Here is an 18,522-nt window from a genome sequence, read left to right as displayed (position 1 = left end):
ACCATGGCACGCAAGTCAATTCTTTCCAAGCTTGGCACGGCACTCATGGTTTTCATCATTGTGTCGCCAGCGATCTTCTTCTTCGTCTGGATGCTGTCGCTTTCTTTGAAATATGAAATCGACAATGGCGCTTATCCGCCGATCCTGATCCCTGAACGCTTCGCCTGGTCGAACTATACCGATATCTTTGCGACCAACGATTTTCTGCTCTATTTCTGGAACAGTCTTCTGGTCACAGGTACGGCGACCTTGCTTGCGCTTCTGGTTGGCGTTCCTGCGGGTTACGGTATTGCACGGCTCAAGGCGCATAAATCGGCAATCGTCATCATGATTGCCCGTATGACGCCGGGCCTGTCCTACCTGATCCCACTGTTCCTGCTGTTCCAGGCCTTGGGCCTGCTTGGCACGCTCTGGCCGCAGATCATCATCCATCTGGTCGTCACCGTTCCAATCGTGATCTGGATCATGATCGGCTATTTCGAGACAACACCGATGGAGCTTGAAGAAGCAGCCATTATCGATGGTGCTTCCTCTTGGCAGGTGTTCATGAAGGTGGCACTGCCAATCGCCAAGCCCGGCGTTGTGGTGTCGCTCATCCTTGCAGTGATCTTTTCATGGAACAATTTCGTTTTCGGTATCGTGCTCGCAAGCCGCGAGACACGCACCCTGCCGGTTGCGGTCTACAACATGCTGTCCTTTGAACAGGTCAGCTGGGGTCCGCTTGCCGCCGCAGCACTTGTGGTCACATTGCCGGTCCTGTTGCTGACCGTTTTCGCACAGCGCCAGATCGTTGCGGGTCTGACCGCAGGCGCCGTCAAATAAGAGTTGAGGTTCAAGATGGCATCTGTATCCATCCGAAATGCAATCAAGAAATATGGCAATGTCGGCGTTCTGCACGGCGTGTCAGTGGACATTCAGGACGGCGAATTTGTCGTGCTGGTCGGGCCGTCGGGCTGCGGAAAATCCACGCTTCTGCGTATGATCGCAGGGCTTGAGGAAATCAGCGAGGGTGAAATCGCTATTGGTCCGCGCGTGGTCAATGACCTGCGCGCCAAGGAACGCGATATCGCCATGGTGTTCCAGAATTATGCGCTCTATCCGCATATGACGGTGGCCGACAATATGGGCTTCGCGCTCATGCTGAAAAACGCGCCGAAGGAAGAACGCGACAGCCGCGTCAATCGTGCAGCGGAAATTCTGGGGCTTAACAAGCTGCTCGACCGCTTCCCGCGCCAGCTTTCCGGTGGTCAGCGTCAGCGCGTAGCCATGGGCCGCGCCATTGTTCGCGATCCGCAGGTGTTCTTGTTTGATGAGCCGCTGTCTAACCTCGACGCCAAGCTGCGCGTGCAGATGCGTGGTGAAATCAAGGGACTGCATCAGCGGCTGAAGACCACGACGATCTACGTGACCCATGATCAGATCGAAGCCATGACCATGGCCGATAAGATCGTCGTCATGCGTGATGGTCTGGTGGAGCAGATTGGTGCGCCGCTCGATCTTTATGATCGTCCGGCCAATATGTTCGTCGCAGGCTTTATCGGTTCTCCCTCGATGAATTTCATCAACGGCAAGATCGACGAGGGTACTTTCCTCGCTGACGGCGGTTTCCGCATGCCGCTGCCCAAAGGGGATTATGCAAGCCTTTCAGGCAAGGCCGTTTATGGCGTTCGACCAGAGCATATGAAGATTGCCGAGAACGGCGTGCCTGTCACGGTTGAAATCGTTGAGCCAACCGGTTCGGAAATCATGGTTATGGGCAAGCTGGGAGATCAGCCGATCACCTGTCTGTTCCGCGAGCGTCTGACCGTTCGTCCGGGCGATGTCTTGACCATCGCAATCGATCCGGCAACCAGTCATGTGTTCGAGCCGGAAAAAGGCGCTCGCGTCAGCCTGTAAATCGCTTGTTTGAAATGAAAAACGCCGGGTGTTGCCCGGCGTTTTGTTTTAGTGCGTTTCTGTTTTATTCGGCTGCTTCCTTGACGGCCATTGGATTGTTCGGGTGGGTCGTCCAGTTGGCATACTGATCCGGGATCGGCGCGTTGGTGCGTGGATCAAAGTCGGAAATCTGCTCCATGTTGATGCAGTCCTCGACCGGGCAGACGCTGACGCAGAGATTACAGCCAACGCATTCCTCGTCGATCACCTCAAAATGGCGCGCACCATCGACCATTGCTGTGATCGCCTGATGCGAAGTGTCTTCGCAGGCAATATGGCAGCGACCGCATTTGATGCAGAGGTCCTGATCAATGCGCGCCTTGGTGACATAGTTGAGGTTGAGATATTGCCAGTCGCTGACCTGACCAACAGCCATGCCACGGAAATCATCCAGCGTCTCATAGCCCTTGCTATCCATCCAGTCGGACAGGCCGTCGATCATTTCTTCAACGACTTTGAAGCCATAGGTCATGGCAGCAGTACAAACCTGAACCGTGCCGCAACCAAGCGCGATAAACTCAGCCGCATCGCGCCATGTGGTGATGCCTCCAATGCCTGAAATCGGCAGTCCGTGCGTTTCCGGATCACGTGCAATTTCCGCCACCATGTTGAGCGCAATAGGCTTGACCGCTGGACCGCAATAGCCGCCATGACTACCCCGTCCATCAATGGATGGGACCGGACACATGTTATCAAGATCGACCGAAACGATGGAATTGATCGTGTTGATCAGTGATACAGCATCGGTGCCATTGGCTTTTGCGCCGCGTGCAGGTTTGCGAATATCGGTGATGTTCGGCGTCAGCTTGGTGATCACCGGCATCCGGCTATATTGCTTGCACCATTTGACGACCATGCCGACATATTCCGGCACCTGACCGACAGCCGCACCCATGCCACGTTCGCTCATGCCATGCGGGCAGCCGAAATTGAGCTCAATTCCGTCAGCTCCGGTTTCTTCCACGAGAGGAAGGATGGCTTTCCATGCTTCTTCTTCGCAGGGCACCATGATTGAAGCGATCAATGCGCGGTCGGGCCAGCGCATTTTCACTTCCTTCATTTCGCGCAAGTTCACCTCGAGCGGTCGGTCGGTGATGAGTTCGATATTGTTAAGACCCAGCAAGCGCCTGTCAGCACCATGGATCGCGCCATAACGCGGACCATTGACATTGACCACTGGCGGGCCTTCAGAGCCCAGCGTTTTCCAGACCACTCCGCCCCAGCCTGCCTTGAAGGCACGCTCTACATTATAGGCTTTGTCGGTCGGCGGAGCTGATGCCAGCCAGAACGGATTTGGAGATTTGATACCGAGGAAGTTCGTTGACAGATCAGCCATGATTAATCTCCTCAGCCCTGTTCCTGGCCCAAGTGGGCATTACGGTCATGCGACGCTGGCGCAGGCGCATGAAGCGCACCGCCCGACAACACCGCATCGGCAAAGCCTTCAATTGCTTCGGGACGTTTGGTCAGCGTTGCATGGATGGATTCTGCTGCAACCTTGCCATCTTCCACCGATGCCACGGTCAGATCCTGACCACCGGCAACACAGTCGCCCCCCGCCCATATGCCCTCAACGGATGTGCGACGTTCCTCATCAACGCTGATGCGCCCTTTGGAAAGTCTGATGCCTGATCCAGCGACTGGTTCAGGTTCGAACTTCTGACCGATAGCTTTGAAGACCTGATCGACTTCAAGGATCAAATATTCTCCAGTGCCTGAAAGCTTACCGTCTGTTGCGGTTGTATATTCCATGACGATTGCATTGACTGTGCCGTCTTCGTTCCGCTCCAGTGCATGCGGCTGTAACCAGTGACGGATCACCACACCATGAATCTGTGCCAGTTCCTGTTCATAGGCGCTGGCATTCATGCTTTCCTGTCCACGACGATAGACGATAGTCACGTTTTCAGCGCCAAGCTTTTTGGTCTGGATCGCAACATCGACTGCCGTCATGCCGCCACCGATCACCACGATATTGCGACCAACGGGAAGCGACGAAAGGTCTTTTGCCTGACGCAGATTGGCAATGTAGTCAACGGCGTCGATCACATTGGGCGCATCTTCGCCAAGAAGCCCCAGATCGTTGACGCCGGGCATGCCCATACCGAGGAACACGGCATCATATCCAGCCTTAAGTGCCTCGATAGTGATGTCCTGACCGAGTGTCTGGTTATATTCGATATTGATCGCGCCAATCTTCAGCACGAATTCCAGCTCACGCTGGGCGAAATTATTGACTGTCTTATAGGCGGCAATACCATATTCATTAAGACCGCCGCCTTTGGCGCGGGCTTCAAAAATCGTCACCTGATGGCCATGCATTGCAAGGCGATGAGCTGCCGAAATACCTGCCGGGCCTGCGCCAACAATAGCAATATGTTTGCCGGTTTCCGGTGCGCGTTTAAATGGGTGGTTGCCCGTTTCCATCAAAACATCGGTGGCATATCGCTGCAAGTGGCCGATTTTGACTGGCTTGCCTTCCGATGTTTCGCGAACGCAGACTTCTTCGCAGAGCGTTTCTGTCGGGCAAACACGGGCGCACATGCCGCCAAGAATGTTTTCTGAAAGAATTGTTTTTGCGGCCCCGATAGGATTGCCAGCATTGATCTGACGAATGAACAGCGGAATGTCGATGCTTGTGGGACAAGCATTCATGCACGGCGCATCATAGCAGAAATAGCAGCGGTCAGATTCAACGATGGCTTCATGTTTGGTAAGCGGCGGATGCAGATCATCAAAGACATGCGCATAATCGGCCTTTTCAAGCCGCGCGCCATGAATATCCGGCCCTGACATATCAGGCTGGGCCGCATGATCGACTGCATCAATAGGCGAATTATCTGCTGATCGCATGGATCGCATCTCCCATTTTTGCTGCGTTACGGCGCGGGTTCCCTTTGCGCACCTTAACTCTGTTCCGGGCTGCGATCTTTGCCGTCGCGTGACGCCCGTTGATGACAGGATGACAGATTTTTACGGAAGGTCAAATTTTTTATCATCTGGTCAATTTATGACATTTCCATACCAGAAATAGCGAAAGGCCCGGCTTTGAAAGCGCGGGCCTTTGAAAGGAGTTACGTTGTGAAATCAGAGGGAGTCGGATTTGAGTGCGTCCGGCGTTGGCTCTGCTACAATTTCTGGATCGGAGAAAGTTTCTGCTTCACGTGACAATGCCGGGCGTGAACTGAGCACCAGAGCACAGCCTGCGATGATGACCGATGCGCCGATGAACTGGATGAAAGACAATTGTTCTTTCAAGAATACAGCGCCGATCAGAACCGCGATTACGGTCACGGCAAATTCAACACTGATGGCTTTGGTAGGTCCGACATTTCCCACGAGTTTGAAATAGAGCACATAGGTCAGAGCACTCATCACGCAGGCCGAAATAAGCAGATAGGCAAAATCGATTAGTCCCGGGGTGGTTGGCACGGGAACGGCGAAGATCAGCGGCAAGGTAAGAATGCCGCCAAAGACGAAAGCGCCGATGGTTGTTTCCCAGGAACCTGAGCCGGAAAGGCGACGGCTGGCATAATTGCTGCCAAAAGCGGCTGAAAAGCAGGAAAAAAGCACGGCAACGCAGCCCATGATGAAGGCTGGCGTAACTGCGACTGCCGGAAAACCAACCAGCAGCACGATGCCCGTAACACCAAGCAACAGGCCAACAAGGCCGCGTGACGTGATACGTTCAAGTCCCCAGAGCTGGCTGATAACCATTGAGAACAGCGGAATGGATGCGACGCAGATCGCGGCCATTGCTGTTCCGATCAGCGGTGTACCGTAGGACAGGCCGATAAGCTGACCAGCAACGGTTGTGGCGCCAACTACGGCGAAAGGTTTCCAGCCTGCGTGAAAATCAAGCCTGCGTCCAGAGAGTTTCGCAATCGCGAAAAGCGTTCCGGCTGCGATGAAGGAGCGGAATGCAACAGCGCCAACCCAGCCAAAGGCTTCGACCACGCGCAGGACCACGAGGAACGATAGCCCCCATGCTACGGCAAGGAACATATACGTTGCGATATCTCTGGGTTTCATGCCGATAGGCCTTGTTACGGGTTATGCAGTATCGACTAACTCAAAAGGGCGAAAAGCAAAAATCCTTTCGCGTCTCTTCCTATTATAGATTGGAATGAAATTATGCCGTTTTTGCAGCGGCATTCTCTGCCGCTTTTTGTGCTGCCGCAGCGCCGATATTGGCAAAGAACCGATCCGCAATCTTGCGCGCCACCGAGCCAAGCAGTTTCGAGCCGAGCTGGGCGATCTTGCCCCCTGCATCACCTCGGATCACGTAAGTGAGGATCGTATCATCACCGTCGATGGTGAGTGTTACATCGGTATCGCCGTGGGCGAAGCCCGCAATGGAACCTTCGCCGCGTCCGGAGATCGTATAGGAGGCGGGTGGGTTCATGTTGGAGAGTTCGAGCATGCCGTGGAAACGGACTTTAAGTACACCAAGGCTGACTTTCAGTGCCGCCCGTATTTCGGTTTCCGACAGACGTTCGAGGTCTTCGCAGCCGGGAATGCAGTTTTTCAGCGTCTCAATGTCATTGAGCGCGTCCCATACGGCCTGCCGGGGTGCGGCGATTCTTTCTTCTCCGACGAGGTCCATGCTTTACACTGCTCCTGATCAACCTAAATTGATGCATATCCCTATATGGAACCACATCAAAATGGAAAATTTCTGTAATTTAACGGATGCACTTCTCTACTAAAATGCTCTATTAAGACAATTAAATCGATTTGATTGACCGGGAGTACCATCATGGCAAGAGACGCGGCGAAGCTTGAAGCAACGGTCGCAAAGCTGAAAAAGCACTGGACGGACGCTGCACCAAAAGACATGCGCGCAGCTTTCAAAGCCGATCCAGGCCGTTTTGAGCGCTATTCGCTATCTCTGGACGATCTTCTGTTTGACTGGTCGAAAGCACGTGTCAACGACGAGACGATTGCGCTTCTGACCGAAGTGGCCAAGGCCGCTGACGTTGAAGGTCGTCGCGCTGCAATGTTTGCAGGCGAGCACATCAACAACACTGAAGACCGTGCCGTTCTACATGTTGCACTGCGCGATACCACGTCTAAGGAAGTGCTGGTCGATGGCCATAACGTTCTTCCGGACGTGAAGGAAGTTCTCGATCGCATGGCTGCCTTCTCTGATGGCATCCGTTCCGGCTCGATCAAGGGCGCGACGGGCAAGAAGATCACCGATATCGTCAATATCGGCATCGGCGGTTCCGATCTTGGCCCAGTTATGGCGACGCTGGCGCTGGCCCCTTATCATGATGGCCCACGCGCGCATTATGTCTCCAACATTGATGGCGCACATATTGCCGACACGCTTAATGCGCTTGATCCGGCAACGACACTCATCATTGTCGCGTCCAAGACTTTCACTACCATCGAAACCATGACCAACGCGCAAACCGCGCGCAAATGGATTGCTGATGCGCTGGGCGAAGATGCAGTTGGCGCACATTTCGCGGCTGTTTCCACAGCACTTGATAAGGTTGCAGCCTTCGGTATTGGCGAAGACCGCGTCTTCGGTTTCTGGGATTGGGTTGGCGGTCGTTATTCCGTCTGGTCGGCAATCGGCCTGCCAGTGATGATTGCGGTGGGTGCTGACAACTTCCGCAAGTTCCTTGCGGGCGCGCATTCGATGGACGTGCATTTCCGCGATGCGCCGCTCGAAAAGAACCTGCCAATCTGGCTCGGTCTTATCGGCTATTGGCATCGCGCAATCTGCGATTATTCCAGCCGCGCAGTCATCCCTTATGATCAGCGTCTTGCTCGTGTTCCGGCCTATCTTCAGCAGCTCGATATGGAATCGAACGGCAAGAGCGTGACTGTGGATGGCAAGCCTGTTTCCGGCCCAACGGGTCCGGTTGTCTGGGGCGAACCCGGCACCAATGGCCAGCACGCATTCTTCCAGCTTCTGCATCAGGGCACGGACACCATTCCGCTTGAGTTTATCGTAGCTGCCAAGGGCCATGAAAAGCATCTTGATCATCAGCATGAAATGCTGCTCGCCAACTGCCTTGCGCAGTCAGAAGCCTTGATGAAGGGACGCACGCTCGATGAAGCCCGTGCCCAGCTCCAGTCTAAGAAGCTGCCCGAAGCGGAAGTCGAACGTATCGCGCCGCACCGCGTCTTCTCTGGTAATCGTCCATCGCTGACGCTTGTTCACGACAAGCTCGACCCGTTTGCATTGGGTCGCCTGATCGCCCTTTACGAACATCGCGTGTTCGTCGAAGCGCAGATTTTCGGCATCAATGCGTTCGACCAGTGGGGCGTGGAACTTGGCAAGGAATTGGCGACCGAGCTTCTGCCGGTTGTTTCCGGCGCTGAATCGGCTGAAGGCAAAGATGCCTCGACCGTAGGTCTGGTTGCCCATTTGCATGCACGCCGTAAAGCCTGATATTAAGGCAAATCAATAAGGCAAGCCGGGCGCTCTGCCCGGCTTTTTTTGTGCATGAATTGGGATGAGACATGAAGACCGAGATTATCGAGTTTGCCGGCGATGTACCGGGTAACGCCATTGGACTGCGTGTGCTGCGTTTTGCAGGCAAAGACAGCGATGCGCCAACTGCCTATCTGCAATCCTCGCTGCATGGTGGTGAATTGCCGGGGCAGGCTGCTCTGCATTTTCTCGTGCCGATGTTGAAAAAAGCTGGCGATGAAGGCCGCATTCTCGGCAATATCACGGTTATCCCACAGGCAAATCCGATTGGCTCGAACCAGTGGCAGGCGCATCAGCATCTGGGTCGTTTCGAGTTTTTCTCAGCGGTCAATTTCAACCGGGCTTTTCCGCTTCTGCCGGATTTCGACACGTCGGAACTGCCCGGCCCGGATGCACCGGTGGCCCTTGCACAGCGCCTCAAATCAACGCTTTTGAAGCTCGCTCTTGCCAACGATATCGTGCTTGATCTTCATTGCGATGATGAAAGCGAAAACTACGTCTACATCGCCAAGGAATTCGTGGAAGACATGAAGGATCTGGCGATTGCGCTGGGTTCGACTGCGATCCTCGCATGGGACACGACGGCAGACGCGGCTTTCGAGGAGGCCTGCGCGCATCCGGTGCTGCAATTGCCTGCTGATCAGCGCAACATGAAGCGCCGCGCTGTTACCACGGTCGAGTTCCGTGGCCTGAGCGATGTCTATGCTGATATGGGAAAAGGTGATGCGGAAGGCCTTTACAAATTCCTCGTCCATCGTGGCGTCATCTTTGATGAAAACGTAAAGCTTGATCTTCATTACAAGGGTCTGGTGACGCCGCTTGAAAACGTGGAAATGCTGCGTGCGCCAGAAGGCGGTATGGTGCTTTACCACATCGCTCCCGGTGATGTCGTGGAAGCGGGCGCAAAGCTCGTAACGATTGTCACTCGTCCGGGCGAACCGGAAGGCGACATTACGCTGACCGCGCCGCAGGCAGGCCGCATCCTCACGCGCCGCACGCTGCGTTATGTTCGCCGTGGCGATGATCTGCTAAAACTGCTCGCGGCCAAGCCATCGGCGGTCAAAAAGCGTTCGGGTGCGTTAGAGGCATGAGTGCATCGTCTTCTCCTGAAAAACTGAAAGCGATCCGTGCCATCCTGTTCGATAAGGATGGCACCTTGATCGATTTCGACCGCACATGGTTTACCGTGTCGTGGAACCTCGCACAGCGTACCGCAAATGGCGATGAACATCGTGCGCGCTCTTTGCTCGATGCCGGCGGATATGACTGGGAAGCGTCACGCTTTCGCGCCAATTCGGTGATTGCAGCCGGTACGGTGGAAGACATTGTCCAGCTCTGGCACCCGGATATTGATGAGGCCGGTTTCAAAGCCAAGATCGACGAATTCGACTCCTACACGGTTGCGGAAGGTGCGCGTTCCGCAGTGGCAATTGAGGGCCTAAAGGAGACGCTGCAAACGCTTCGTGAAATGGGCTACATACTCGGCATCGCCACCAATGATTCAGAAGCCGGTGCGCATGCAACAGCAAAGGCATTGGGGATCGACCATTTCTTTGATGTCGTGATCGGCTACGATACGGCAGCACGTCCCAAGCCTTATCCTGATCCACTGCTTTATTTCGCAGAAAAGGTCGGCCTTGAACCAAGCGCCATCGCAATGGTGGGCGACAATCTGCATGATTTGGAAACAGCGCAGGCTGCGAAAGCTGGACTTGCCGTCGGTGTTCTTTCTGGCAACAGTCCGCGCGAGGCGCTGGAGCCTCACGCGGATGTAGTGCTTGATTCCATCGCAGGCTTGCCTGACTTGTTCAAGTGATCCTGACTGGATGGTGAAACGCCATCCAGCAGCCATTCTGTCATTTCTGGCCATAGACTTTGTGCAAAGCGCGAACGGAAAAAGCCAAGATGGCCGATTGGCTGACCCTCGGTATCTGCTGGCGAATACCAGCGCTGCTCAATGGGTGCGTTCACGTGGTAGCTCAGAAAGTGATTCACTGCGCGCCGCGTACCCCATGGGTCATCCTCAAGCCCGACGGACAGAATGGGTGTTTTGACCTTGGCAATAAGGTCTGCAGCGTCAAGCTCGGCGTCATCAAAGAAATAGTTTTTCATCCGGCACCATCGCGCCCAGTCACGAAAAACCGATCCGGGAATAGGCTCTCCATTCATCCAGCGCGGTGTGCTCGGTGTGAGATAAGAAACCGGCACGCCGACAATGTTCATGCGCGGCCAGACCCATTTATCATTAAGAAGATGCACTGCACCGGACATGGTTGCGACCATACCATAGCGGGTGAATTCGCCAGAGCATCCCGACACCCCCAGCGCTTGTCCACCGAAGGATTGGCCTATGCCAACCATTTCATGTCCCGGTGCTACAGCTTGTAAGCATTTCAGGGCAGCGGGGAAGTCCAGCTTGGCCCAATCCTTGAAACGGATTGCAGGCACTGCCTTGCGGGCACGGCGGGAAGCGGCGACGCCACGATAATCGTAAGTTAGAACCGCGCGTGCACCGTTGGCGAGGAGGTGCTTGGCAAAGGCGGAATAAAAGCCTTGCGGCACGGCGGTTGCCGATGAAATCAGCACAAGGGGCTTTCTGCCTTCGCCATGGAACAGCTGCCCACAAAGTGGGAAGCCGTCGCTGGCTGTAAAGGTGATTTCTTCAATCATCGGCCATTCTCTTTGACACAAAGCTCTACCGTCTGCGGCTCAGCAGAGCCGCAGTTTGTCATCCCCAATGATTGAGACTGTTTAGTCTCTCAATTCACGACGCAGGATTTTGCCGACATTGGTTTTCGGCAGTGCGTCACGGAATTCGACTTCGCGCGGACGCTTATAGTTGGTGAGGCGCTGGGCGCAGAAGGACTTCACATCTTCTTCCGTCAGGTTCGGGTCGCGGCGCACCACGTAGAGCTTCACCACCTCGCCTGAATGTTCGTTTGGAATGCCGACGGCTGCCGATTCCACGATGCCGGGATGTTCCGCAGCCACTTCTTCGATTTCGTTCGGGTACACATTGAAGCCGGAAACGAGGATCATGTCTTTCTTGCGGTCCACAATCTTTGTGAAACCGTTTTCGTCCATGAAGCCCATGTCGCCGGTGCGGAAGAAGCCATCTGGCATGATAGCACGCGCGGTTTCATCTTCGCGGTTCCAATAGCCGACCATGACTTGTGGACCACGCACGCAAATCTCGCCGACCTCACCAAGCGCCAGATCTTTGCCGTCATCGTCGCGGATCGCCACATCTGTCGACGGCATTGGCAAGCCAATAGTGCCGCTGAATTCGGTCGCATCCAGTGCATTGGCAGAAGCAACCGGAGATGTTTCAGAAAGGCCGTAGCCTTCAGTGATGTGACAGCCGGTGAGTTCTTGCCATCGTTCAGCCACGGGGCGTTGCACGGCCATGCCGCCACCGAGTGTGAGAATAAGCGGCTTGAAGTTGAGCGCCTTGAAATCGTCGTTGTTCATCAAGCCGTTAAACAGGGTGTTGAGGCCAGGGAAGATATGGAACGGATATTTCTGCAGCTCTTTTACGAAGGCTGGAATGTCGCGTGGGTTCGGAATGAGAATATTGCGCGCGCCAAGTTTGATGCCGATCATCGCATTCACGGTGAGGGCGAAGATATGATAGAGCGGCAGGGCGCAGACGAAGTTGAGTTCCTTCGGCTTGCCTTTGTTCTGAAATGCGACGTCCATCCAGAGCTGCATCTGCTCGACATTGGCGAGAATATTGTTGTGGCTCAGCATTGCGCCTTTTGAAATGCCGGTTGTACCACCGGTATATTGCAGGAAGGCGAGATCCGAATTGTTGACTGGCACCGGATTAAAAGACTTGCTGCGCCCCTGCGTCAGCGCATCTTTAAAGCGCACATGGTCGGGAATGCTCCATTCTGGCACCAGCTTCTTCACCTTGCGCACCACCAGATTGATGATGTGGCCTTTCAACCCATGCATATCACCCATCGAGGCGACGATGATGTTTGGCACGTGAATGGAAGCCAGCGACTTCTGGACAGTCGCAGCAAAGTTTTCGAGCACGATCAGCGCTTTGGCGCCAGAGTCATTTAATTGATGCTGAAGCTCGCGCGGTGTGTAAAGTGGATTGACATTCACGACGACGAGGCCCGCCCGCAGGATTGCCGTAATCGCAATCGGATACTGCAGGATATTGGGCATCATCACGGCAACGCGGTCACCTTTGACCAGTCCACGTGATTGAAGCCATGCTGCGAGCGCGCGCGAATTTTCGTCCAAATCCTTATAGGATAAGTCTTTGCCCATACAGGTAAAGGCCGGCTTGTCAGTAAACTGGCGGCACGCGGCGGAGATCATGTCGCCAATAGATGTGGCTTTGCTCAGATCGATCTCATGCGGCACTGATTTCGGGTAGGATTTCAGCCAAATCTTATCCGGTGTAGGCACAGTGGCTGTTGCCTTGTTCGACGTTGCTTTGCCCGATGTTGCTTTGGTTGATGTGGTTTTAGTTTCGGTTGCCTTTTTCGCCATGCCTTCTCCCCGGATTGCTCCGTCCTTTGTTTGAGTAGCAAGCCCGCCACCCTTCTCCCAATGCTGCCTGATCCAGAAAGACGGATAGGCGCGCTCCTCAGAAATTAATGTGGGCGACTTTCGTCGTAATCGCAAGAGTTACATTGACGTAAGCGTAAATTAAAAAGCTGTGCAGCGTCTTTCCCAACTTGTTGGGTTGGGTGGTGTGTAAACACAATAAACATCGCGTTTCGCTGAATCTCGCATTATTTTGCGGTGACAGGCCGATCGAGTTGTGGTGTCAGATAGATATCAGCTAACGGCGAATTTTTCGCTGCGCATAGACTGTATCATTGTTTTGATAGCCTTGCTGCCTGAACCGACAAGATCGAAGCTCCGCTCGCTTCTGAGCCATTCATTGAGGAGCCCACCCAGGACAGCGAGCAGGATTTGCGCCGCCGTGAAAGATGTCCACTCTCTGGAAAGTTCTCCGCGACGCTCCGCGACTTCAAGCAGTCCTATGAAAAGAGACAGAATGTTGGCGCGCGCTTCTTTCAAATGCTCAACGACCGGAGCGTTTTCGCCAACATACTCGCAGCGCTGGTGAATGATGGTGAAAACATTCTGCTGCCGTTCATTGGTAATGAAGAGTTCTATGGCCGTTAGGATCGACTGTTCAAGGACATAGAGAGGATTGGGGTGGTCACAGGCCGCCGCATGTAGCATAATCTCTTCATGTGGAAAGCGAGTGCGGCTGATAAGCGCTTGAAAAATGTCGAGTTTGTCGTGAAAATGGAAATAGATCGCACCTCGTGTCACACCGGCATGACCTGCTATTTGCATCAATGTGGACTGCGTTACGCCGCGTTCTAGAAAAACATGCTCGGCTGCCGTGAGAATGGCGTCACGTGTTTCCGCAGCCTCGGCTTTGGTCCTGCGCATTCGGGTTCTTTCGAAATTCCAAGGTGAAAAAATTCCAAAACCTCTTTGGGTTTTTACTTCACAATTGGGATAACTCATTCGTGATATGTAACATTAGGTGATTGACTATAACACGGTAATTCGTATTTACAAACATTCGTGTATGTTTATCCGGCCGCACCGTGCGACATCAAGGGCAACTCCCATTATGACCATGAACCGTTCTATTCGGCTTTTTGCGGCAGGAGCCGCATTTTTCATTATTGCAGGACAGTCTGCCTATGCGCAGGCTCCTGGAGGCGCTACGCCGCCGCCTCCACCTGTCACTATCACAGAAATCAAGGCGCAGAACGTTTCCGTCCCTTATGAGTATGCCGCTCGCGTGAGCGCATATCGTGATGTTCAGGTGCGCGCTCGTGTCGGCGGCATTCTTTTGCACCGCAATTTCGTAGAGGGCACGGAAGTCAAAGCTGGCGATGTGCTTTTCGAAATTGACCCGGCACCTTACGAAGCAGAGCTTGCACGCGTTCAGGCGCAAGTAGCGCAGGCTGAAGCCCAGTATCAGCAGTCGATCCGCGATGCCGAACGTGCCGAACAGCTTGTTCAGCAGAGAGTGCAAAGCACGGCTGCCCGCGATACGGCTTTTGCGACCCGCGATCTCAATAAGGCGGCTGTTGCAGCAACCAAGGCGCAGTTGCGGACGGCGGAGCTCAATCTGAGCTACACCAAAGTGACTGCCCCGATCAGCGGCATCACCAGCCTTGAACAGGTTTCTGAAGGCAGCCTCATCGGTACAGATTCGGCATCGAGCCTGTTGACTTCGATCACCCAGATCAATCCGGTCTACGTCAATTTCTCCTTCACCGACACGGAAGCCGCGGAAATCCGCAAGCTGCGTGAGGCGAGAGGGGCAACAGGTCAGGATGCCGATCGCCTGCGCATCAAGATTCTGTTTGGTGACGGACAGGCTTATGAGCATGAAGGCACAATCGACTTCACCTCGTCATCGCTTGATACCGAAACAGGCACGTTGGGTGCCCGCGCGGTCGTGGAAAACCCCGATCAGCGTCTGATCCCTGGCCAGTTTGTGCGAGCCGCCATTCTCGGCGTTACCATCGACAATGCAATTCTGGTTCCAAAAGCAGCATTGATGCAGAGCCCGCAGGGACAGTTCGTCTATGTTGTTAACAAAGACGATGTCGCAGAAGTTCGCCCCGTTACGATTTCGCGTGAACTTACTGACGCATGGCTCGTGAGCGACGGGTTGCAAGCTGGCGACCGCATCATTACCGAAGGCGTGATCAAAGCCGCTCCAGGCAAGACGGTTAAGCCGGTCGAAGCTTCGGCTGAAAAGGCTGCAGGTGATGCAGGGGCAGAGGCTGGTAAAGAACAGGCGGCAGACAAGAAATGAATAGATTCTTCGTCGACCGCCCGGTTTTCGCGGCGGTTATCTCTATCGTCATTGTGCTGGCGGGCCTCATCTCGATGCGGATCCTGCCGATTGCACAATATCCCGAGCTGACGCCGCCACAGGTTGTCGTCAGTGCGACCTATCCGGGTGCAAGTGCTGAAACGGTGACGCAAACCGTTGCAGCACCGCTTGAGCAGCAGATCAACGGCGTCGAGAACATGCTTTATATGCAGTCCTCGAGCCTTGGCAGCGGCACTATGCAGCTGACCGTGACCTTTGCTCTTGGCACTGATCCGGATCAGGCGACCATCAACGTCAACAACCGCGTACAGCGTGCAACATCGTCCCTGCCGCAGGAAGTGCAACGTCTGGGCGTTACCGTCGACAAACGTTCGAGCACAATTCTCGGCATGGTGGCGATGTTCTCCACCACTGACCGTTATGATCGTACCTATGTCGGTAACTATGCGCTTCTGAACGTCATTGACGATCTCAAGCGTCTTACGGGCGTGGGTGATGTTCAGCTTCTCGGCAACATAGATTATTCGATGCGTGTCTGGCTGCGTCCTGACAAACTAGCACAATATAATCTAACGCCTTCGGACGTTCAGACGGCTATTCAGGAGCAAAACGCGCAGTTTGCAGCGGGTCGTTTTGGCGATCAGCCTGACCCGCAGGCGGGGCCGTTCACCTATACTGCGACAACGCAGGGTCGTTTGCCTGACGCATCAGCATTTGAGAACATCATTCTTCGTTCCGACAAAAATGCTGCAACGCTGAAGCTTAAGGATGTGGCGCGTGTTGAACTGGGGACAGAAAGCTATCTCGTCGACAGTGCTCTGAATGGCACGCCGGCGGTTCCGATTGCGATCTATCTGCAGCCGGGCGCCAACGCTTTGAACACGATGGAGCTCATTCAGAGCCGCATGGCGGAACTGAAGACGAGTTTCCCTGAAGGCATCGATTATTCGGTTCCATTCGATACGACCAAGTTCATTAAGGTCTCGGTCGAGGAAGTGGTCCATACCTTCATCGAGGCGATTATCCTCGTGGTTCTTGTGGTCTTTATCTTCCTTCAGAACTGGCGCGCCACCCTTATTCCGGTCATCGCGGTTCCGATCTCGATCATCGGTACGTTCGCAGGCATGTATGTGCTTGGTTTCTCCATCAACCTGTTGACATTGTTTGGTCTGGTGCTGGCCATCGGTATCGTGGTTGATGACGCCATCGTGGTGTTGGAAAACGTCGAACGTATTATGACAACCGAGAAACTGCCGCCGCGCGAAGCTGCCATCAAGGCAATGAGCGAAGTGACAGGGCCGGTTATCGCGATTGTTCTGGTGCTCTGCGCCGTGTTCATACCGGTCGCTTTCATGGGCGGTCTGGTCGGCGAAATGTATAAGCAGTTCGCTGTTACGATTGCGATTTCGGTAACGATCTCCGGCATCGTGGCCTTGACGCTGACGCCCGCCTTGTGCGCGCTGATCTTGAAGCCTGGCCATCATGAGCCAATGCTGCCGTTCCGCATCTTCAATCGCTTCTTCGATAGTCTGACGCGCGGTTATACCAATGGTGTGCGGTTCTTCCTGAAACGCGCTGCTATCGGTTTGCTGATTTTCGCCGGTCTGTTGGGCGGTACATACTATCTCTTCGAGAAGGTGCCGAGTTCGCTCCTGCCGGATGAAGATCAGGGCTTCCTGTTCAGTGTGGCTATCCTGCCACCAGCAGCTTCGCTGGAGCGCACGTCTGCAGTGCTTCATGAGGCCAGCAGCAATATCCGCAAGCATCCTGCTGTCGAAAGTGTGTTTGAAGTCTCCGGCTTCGATCTGCTCTCGGGTGGTCTGAAGACCAGTGCGGGTACAATGTTCATTATGCTCAAGGACTGGAAAGAACGCACGACGCCAGATCTCGACGCGCGTAATCTGCCCGGTGCTATCATGGGCATGAATGCGGGCATTCAGGATGGTATGGTTCTGGCATTTAATCCGCCTCCGATCATGGGTCTCAGCACCACAGGTGGTTTTGAACTTTACGTGCAGGATCGTACTGGTGGCGGTGTTGAATCGCTGACCAATGCGACCAAACTTCTGACAGATGCTGCGGCCAAGCGCCCGGAACTGACAGGTGTACGTACGACATTCGATCCAAATGTTCCGCAGTACGACATCCAGCTTGACCGTGAAAAAGCCAAGGCGATGGGTGTGCCGATCAACTCGGTATTCACCGCCATGCAGGCGACCTTCGGTAGCGTTTATGTCAACGACTTCACGCTCTATGGGCGCAACTATCAGGTCAATCTGCAGTCGGAAGCCGAGTTCCGTCGTGATCCGAGCGATCTCAAGCATGTGTTTGTGCGCGCCAATTCTGGCAGCATGATCCCGCTGAGCGCACTGGTGACGGTAAAGCGTGTTGTCGGTCCTGATCAGCTCGAACGGTTCAATGCGTTCAATGCTGCAAAGGTTACCGGTAATCCAGCGCCGGGCTACACATCGGGTGACTCGATCAAGGCGATGCAGGAAGTGGCTGCTGAAGTGCTCCCGCAGGGCTATCAGATTGCCTGGACGGGCTCTGCCTATCAGGAAGTCACGACAAGCGGTAGCGGCAGTCAGGCTATGATCTTCGGTTTGATCATGGTGTTCCTGATCCTTGCTGCTCAGTATGAACGCTGGAGCCTGCCGCTGGCTGTTATCACGGCTGTACCATTCGCTATCTTCGGTGCGCTGCTCGCCACCGATCTGCGCGGCCTGACCAACGACGTCTATTTCCAGATTGGTCTGGTGACGCTCATAGGTCTTGCGGCAAAGAACGCGATTTTGATCGTGGAGTTTGCGGTGCTGCAACGTGAAGAGGGCAAGTCGGCTATTGAGGCTGCTGCTGAAGCTGCACGCCTGCGCTTCCGCCCAATTGTGATGACGTCATTGGCGTTCATCCTTGGTGTGGTTCCGCTGGCAATCAGCTCCGGTGCAGGTTCTGCAAGTCGTCACTCGATCGGCACGGGCGTTATCGGTGGTATGTTGGCTGCGACCTTTATCGCAACCTTCTTCATCCCGATGTTCTACAGCCTGATTGCCCGTAAGCCGCCGAAGAAGCGTCCTGACGATGTGGCTGCCACTCCAGCTCCGGTGCAGACTGCTCCGGGCGAGGAAAATGGCCCGGCGCACTAGAGCATAATTCCTTAAACTTGGTTCAGTTTAAGGTAAAATTATGCGCTCATTTTAGAGTGTTAGAGCGTCGGGGGGGGGGGGGGGGGGGGGGGGGGGGGGGGGAGGGGGGCGGGGGCGGGGAGCGTCGGGGGGGGGGGGGTGGGGCGGTGGGG

Annotated in this window: 14 protein-coding genes; 7 read left to right on the top strand and 7 right to left on the bottom strand. The window is 54.6% G+C overall.

Annotation, left to right across the window (positions count from 1 at the left end; genetic code table 11):
* Positions 1-3: 3 nt before the first annotated feature.
* Positions 4-822 (top strand): carbohydrate ABC transporter permease, encoded by an 819-nt coding sequence (locus QBD00_RS03665; RefSeq protein ID WP_264230606.1) that lies wholly within the window; start codon positions 4-6, stop codon positions 820-822.
* Between the two features lie 15 nt (positions 823-837).
* The gene (locus QBD00_RS03660) at positions 838-1,896 is read left to right on the top strand and encodes a sn-glycerol-3-phosphate ABC transporter ATP-binding protein UgpC (RefSeq protein WP_318578673.1); all 1,059 of its coding nucleotides are present in this window, start codon (positions 838-840) and stop codon (positions 1,894-1,896) included.
* 64 nt (positions 1,897-1,960) lie between these two features.
* Here the strand turns inward: QBD00_RS03660 and preA are convergent, their stop codons facing one another.
* The 4 genes from preA to QBD00_RS03640 form a co-directional block, all read right to left on the bottom strand.
* Positions 1,961-3,271 (bottom strand): NAD-dependent dihydropyrimidine dehydrogenase subunit PreA, encoded by a 1,311-nt coding sequence (gene preA / locus QBD00_RS03655; RefSeq protein WP_318578672.1) that lies wholly within the window; start codon positions 3,269-3,271, stop codon positions 1,961-1,963.
* 11 nt (positions 3,272-3,282) lie between these two features.
* Positions 3,283-4,797: an NAD(P)-dependent oxidoreductase gene (locus QBD00_RS03650; protein WP_318578671.1), complete on the bottom strand. Its 1,515-nt coding sequence runs from the start codon at positions 4,795-4,797 to the stop codon at positions 3,283-3,285.
* Positions 4,798-5,022: 225 nt separating this feature from the next.
* The gene (locus QBD00_RS03645; protein ID WP_318578670.1) at positions 5,023-5,967 is read right to left on the bottom strand and encodes a DMT family transporter; all 945 of its coding nucleotides are present in this window, start codon (positions 5,965-5,967) and stop codon (positions 5,023-5,025) included.
* Between the two features lie 100 nt (positions 5,968-6,067).
* A complete protein-coding gene (locus QBD00_RS03640) occupies positions 6,068-6,541 on the bottom strand; it encodes a carbon monoxide dehydrogenase subunit G (RefSeq protein ID WP_318578669.1) in 474 nt (157 codons plus the stop codon).
* 153 nt (positions 6,542-6,694) lie between these two features.
* Between QBD00_RS03640 and pgi the strand changes: the two genes are divergently transcribed.
* The 3 genes from pgi (at position 6,695) to QBD00_RS03625 (ending at position 10,202) form a co-directional block, all read left to right on the top strand.
* Positions 6,695-8,344: a glucose-6-phosphate isomerase gene (pgi, locus tag QBD00_RS03635; protein WP_318578668.1), complete on the top strand. Its 1,650-nt coding sequence runs from the start codon at positions 6,695-6,697 to the stop codon at positions 8,342-8,344.
* Positions 8,345-8,415: 71 nt separating this feature from the next.
* Positions 8,416-9,477, top strand: a complete 1,062-nt coding sequence (locus QBD00_RS03630; protein WP_318578667.1) for a succinylglutamate desuccinylase/aspartoacylase family protein — start codon at positions 8,416-8,418, stop codon at positions 9,475-9,477.
* Entirely contained in the window at positions 9,474-10,202 is a 729-nt protein-coding gene (locus tag QBD00_RS03625; protein WP_318578666.1) for an HAD family hydrolase, read from the top strand. The genes QBD00_RS03630 and QBD00_RS03625 overlap by 4 nt, the downstream gene beginning before the upstream one ends.
* On the opposite strand, the gene QBD00_RS03620 is transcribed toward QBD00_RS03625, so the two are convergent.
* From QBD00_RS03620 to QBD00_RS03610, 3 genes are all read right to left on the bottom strand, one after another.
* Positions 10,148-11,056: an esterase gene (locus QBD00_RS03620; RefSeq protein ID WP_318578665.1), complete on the bottom strand. Its 909-nt coding sequence runs from the start codon at positions 11,054-11,056 to the stop codon at positions 10,148-10,150. The two genes, QBD00_RS03625 and QBD00_RS03620, sit on opposite strands and share 55 nt — an antisense overlap.
* A gap of 81 nt (positions 11,057-11,137) precedes the next feature.
* Positions 11,138-12,895, bottom strand: a complete 1,758-nt coding sequence (locus QBD00_RS03615; RefSeq protein WP_318578664.1) for a long-chain fatty acid--CoA ligase — start codon at positions 12,893-12,895, stop codon at positions 11,138-11,140.
* A gap of 291 nt (positions 12,896-13,186) precedes the next feature.
* Complete coding sequence (locus tag QBD00_RS03610; protein WP_095446023.1) at positions 13,187-13,816, bottom strand: TetR family transcriptional regulator; 630 nt, start codon at positions 13,814-13,816, stop codon at positions 13,187-13,189.
* A 187-nt stretch (positions 13,817-14,003) separates the two neighbouring features.
* Here QBD00_RS03610 and QBD00_RS03605 point away from each other — a divergent pair, with 187 nt between their 5' ends.
* Both QBD00_RS03605 and QBD00_RS03600 read left to right on the top strand, forming a co-directional pair.
* Positions 14,004-15,206: an efflux RND transporter periplasmic adaptor subunit gene (locus QBD00_RS03605; RefSeq protein ID WP_318578663.1), complete on the top strand. Its 1,203-nt coding sequence runs from the start codon at positions 14,004-14,006 to the stop codon at positions 15,204-15,206.
* On the top strand, positions 15,203-18,370 hold the full coding sequence (locus tag QBD00_RS03600) for an efflux RND transporter permease subunit (RefSeq protein ID WP_095446025.1): 3,168 nt from the start codon (positions 15,203-15,205) through the stop codon (positions 18,368-18,370). Before QBD00_RS03605 ends, QBD00_RS03600 begins: the two co-directional genes overlap by 4 nt.
* Positions 18,371-18,522: the final 152 nt, after the last annotated feature.

The sequence above is a fragment of the Ochrobactrum sp. AN78 genome, from assembly GCF_029909885.1.
GTDB classification, from domain to species: Bacteria; Pseudomonadota; Alphaproteobacteria; order Rhizobiales; family Rhizobiaceae; genus Brucella; species Brucella quorumnocens.
Note: the sequence above shows the minus strand (reverse complement) of the source record. Positions and strands in the feature narration are given on the sequence as shown.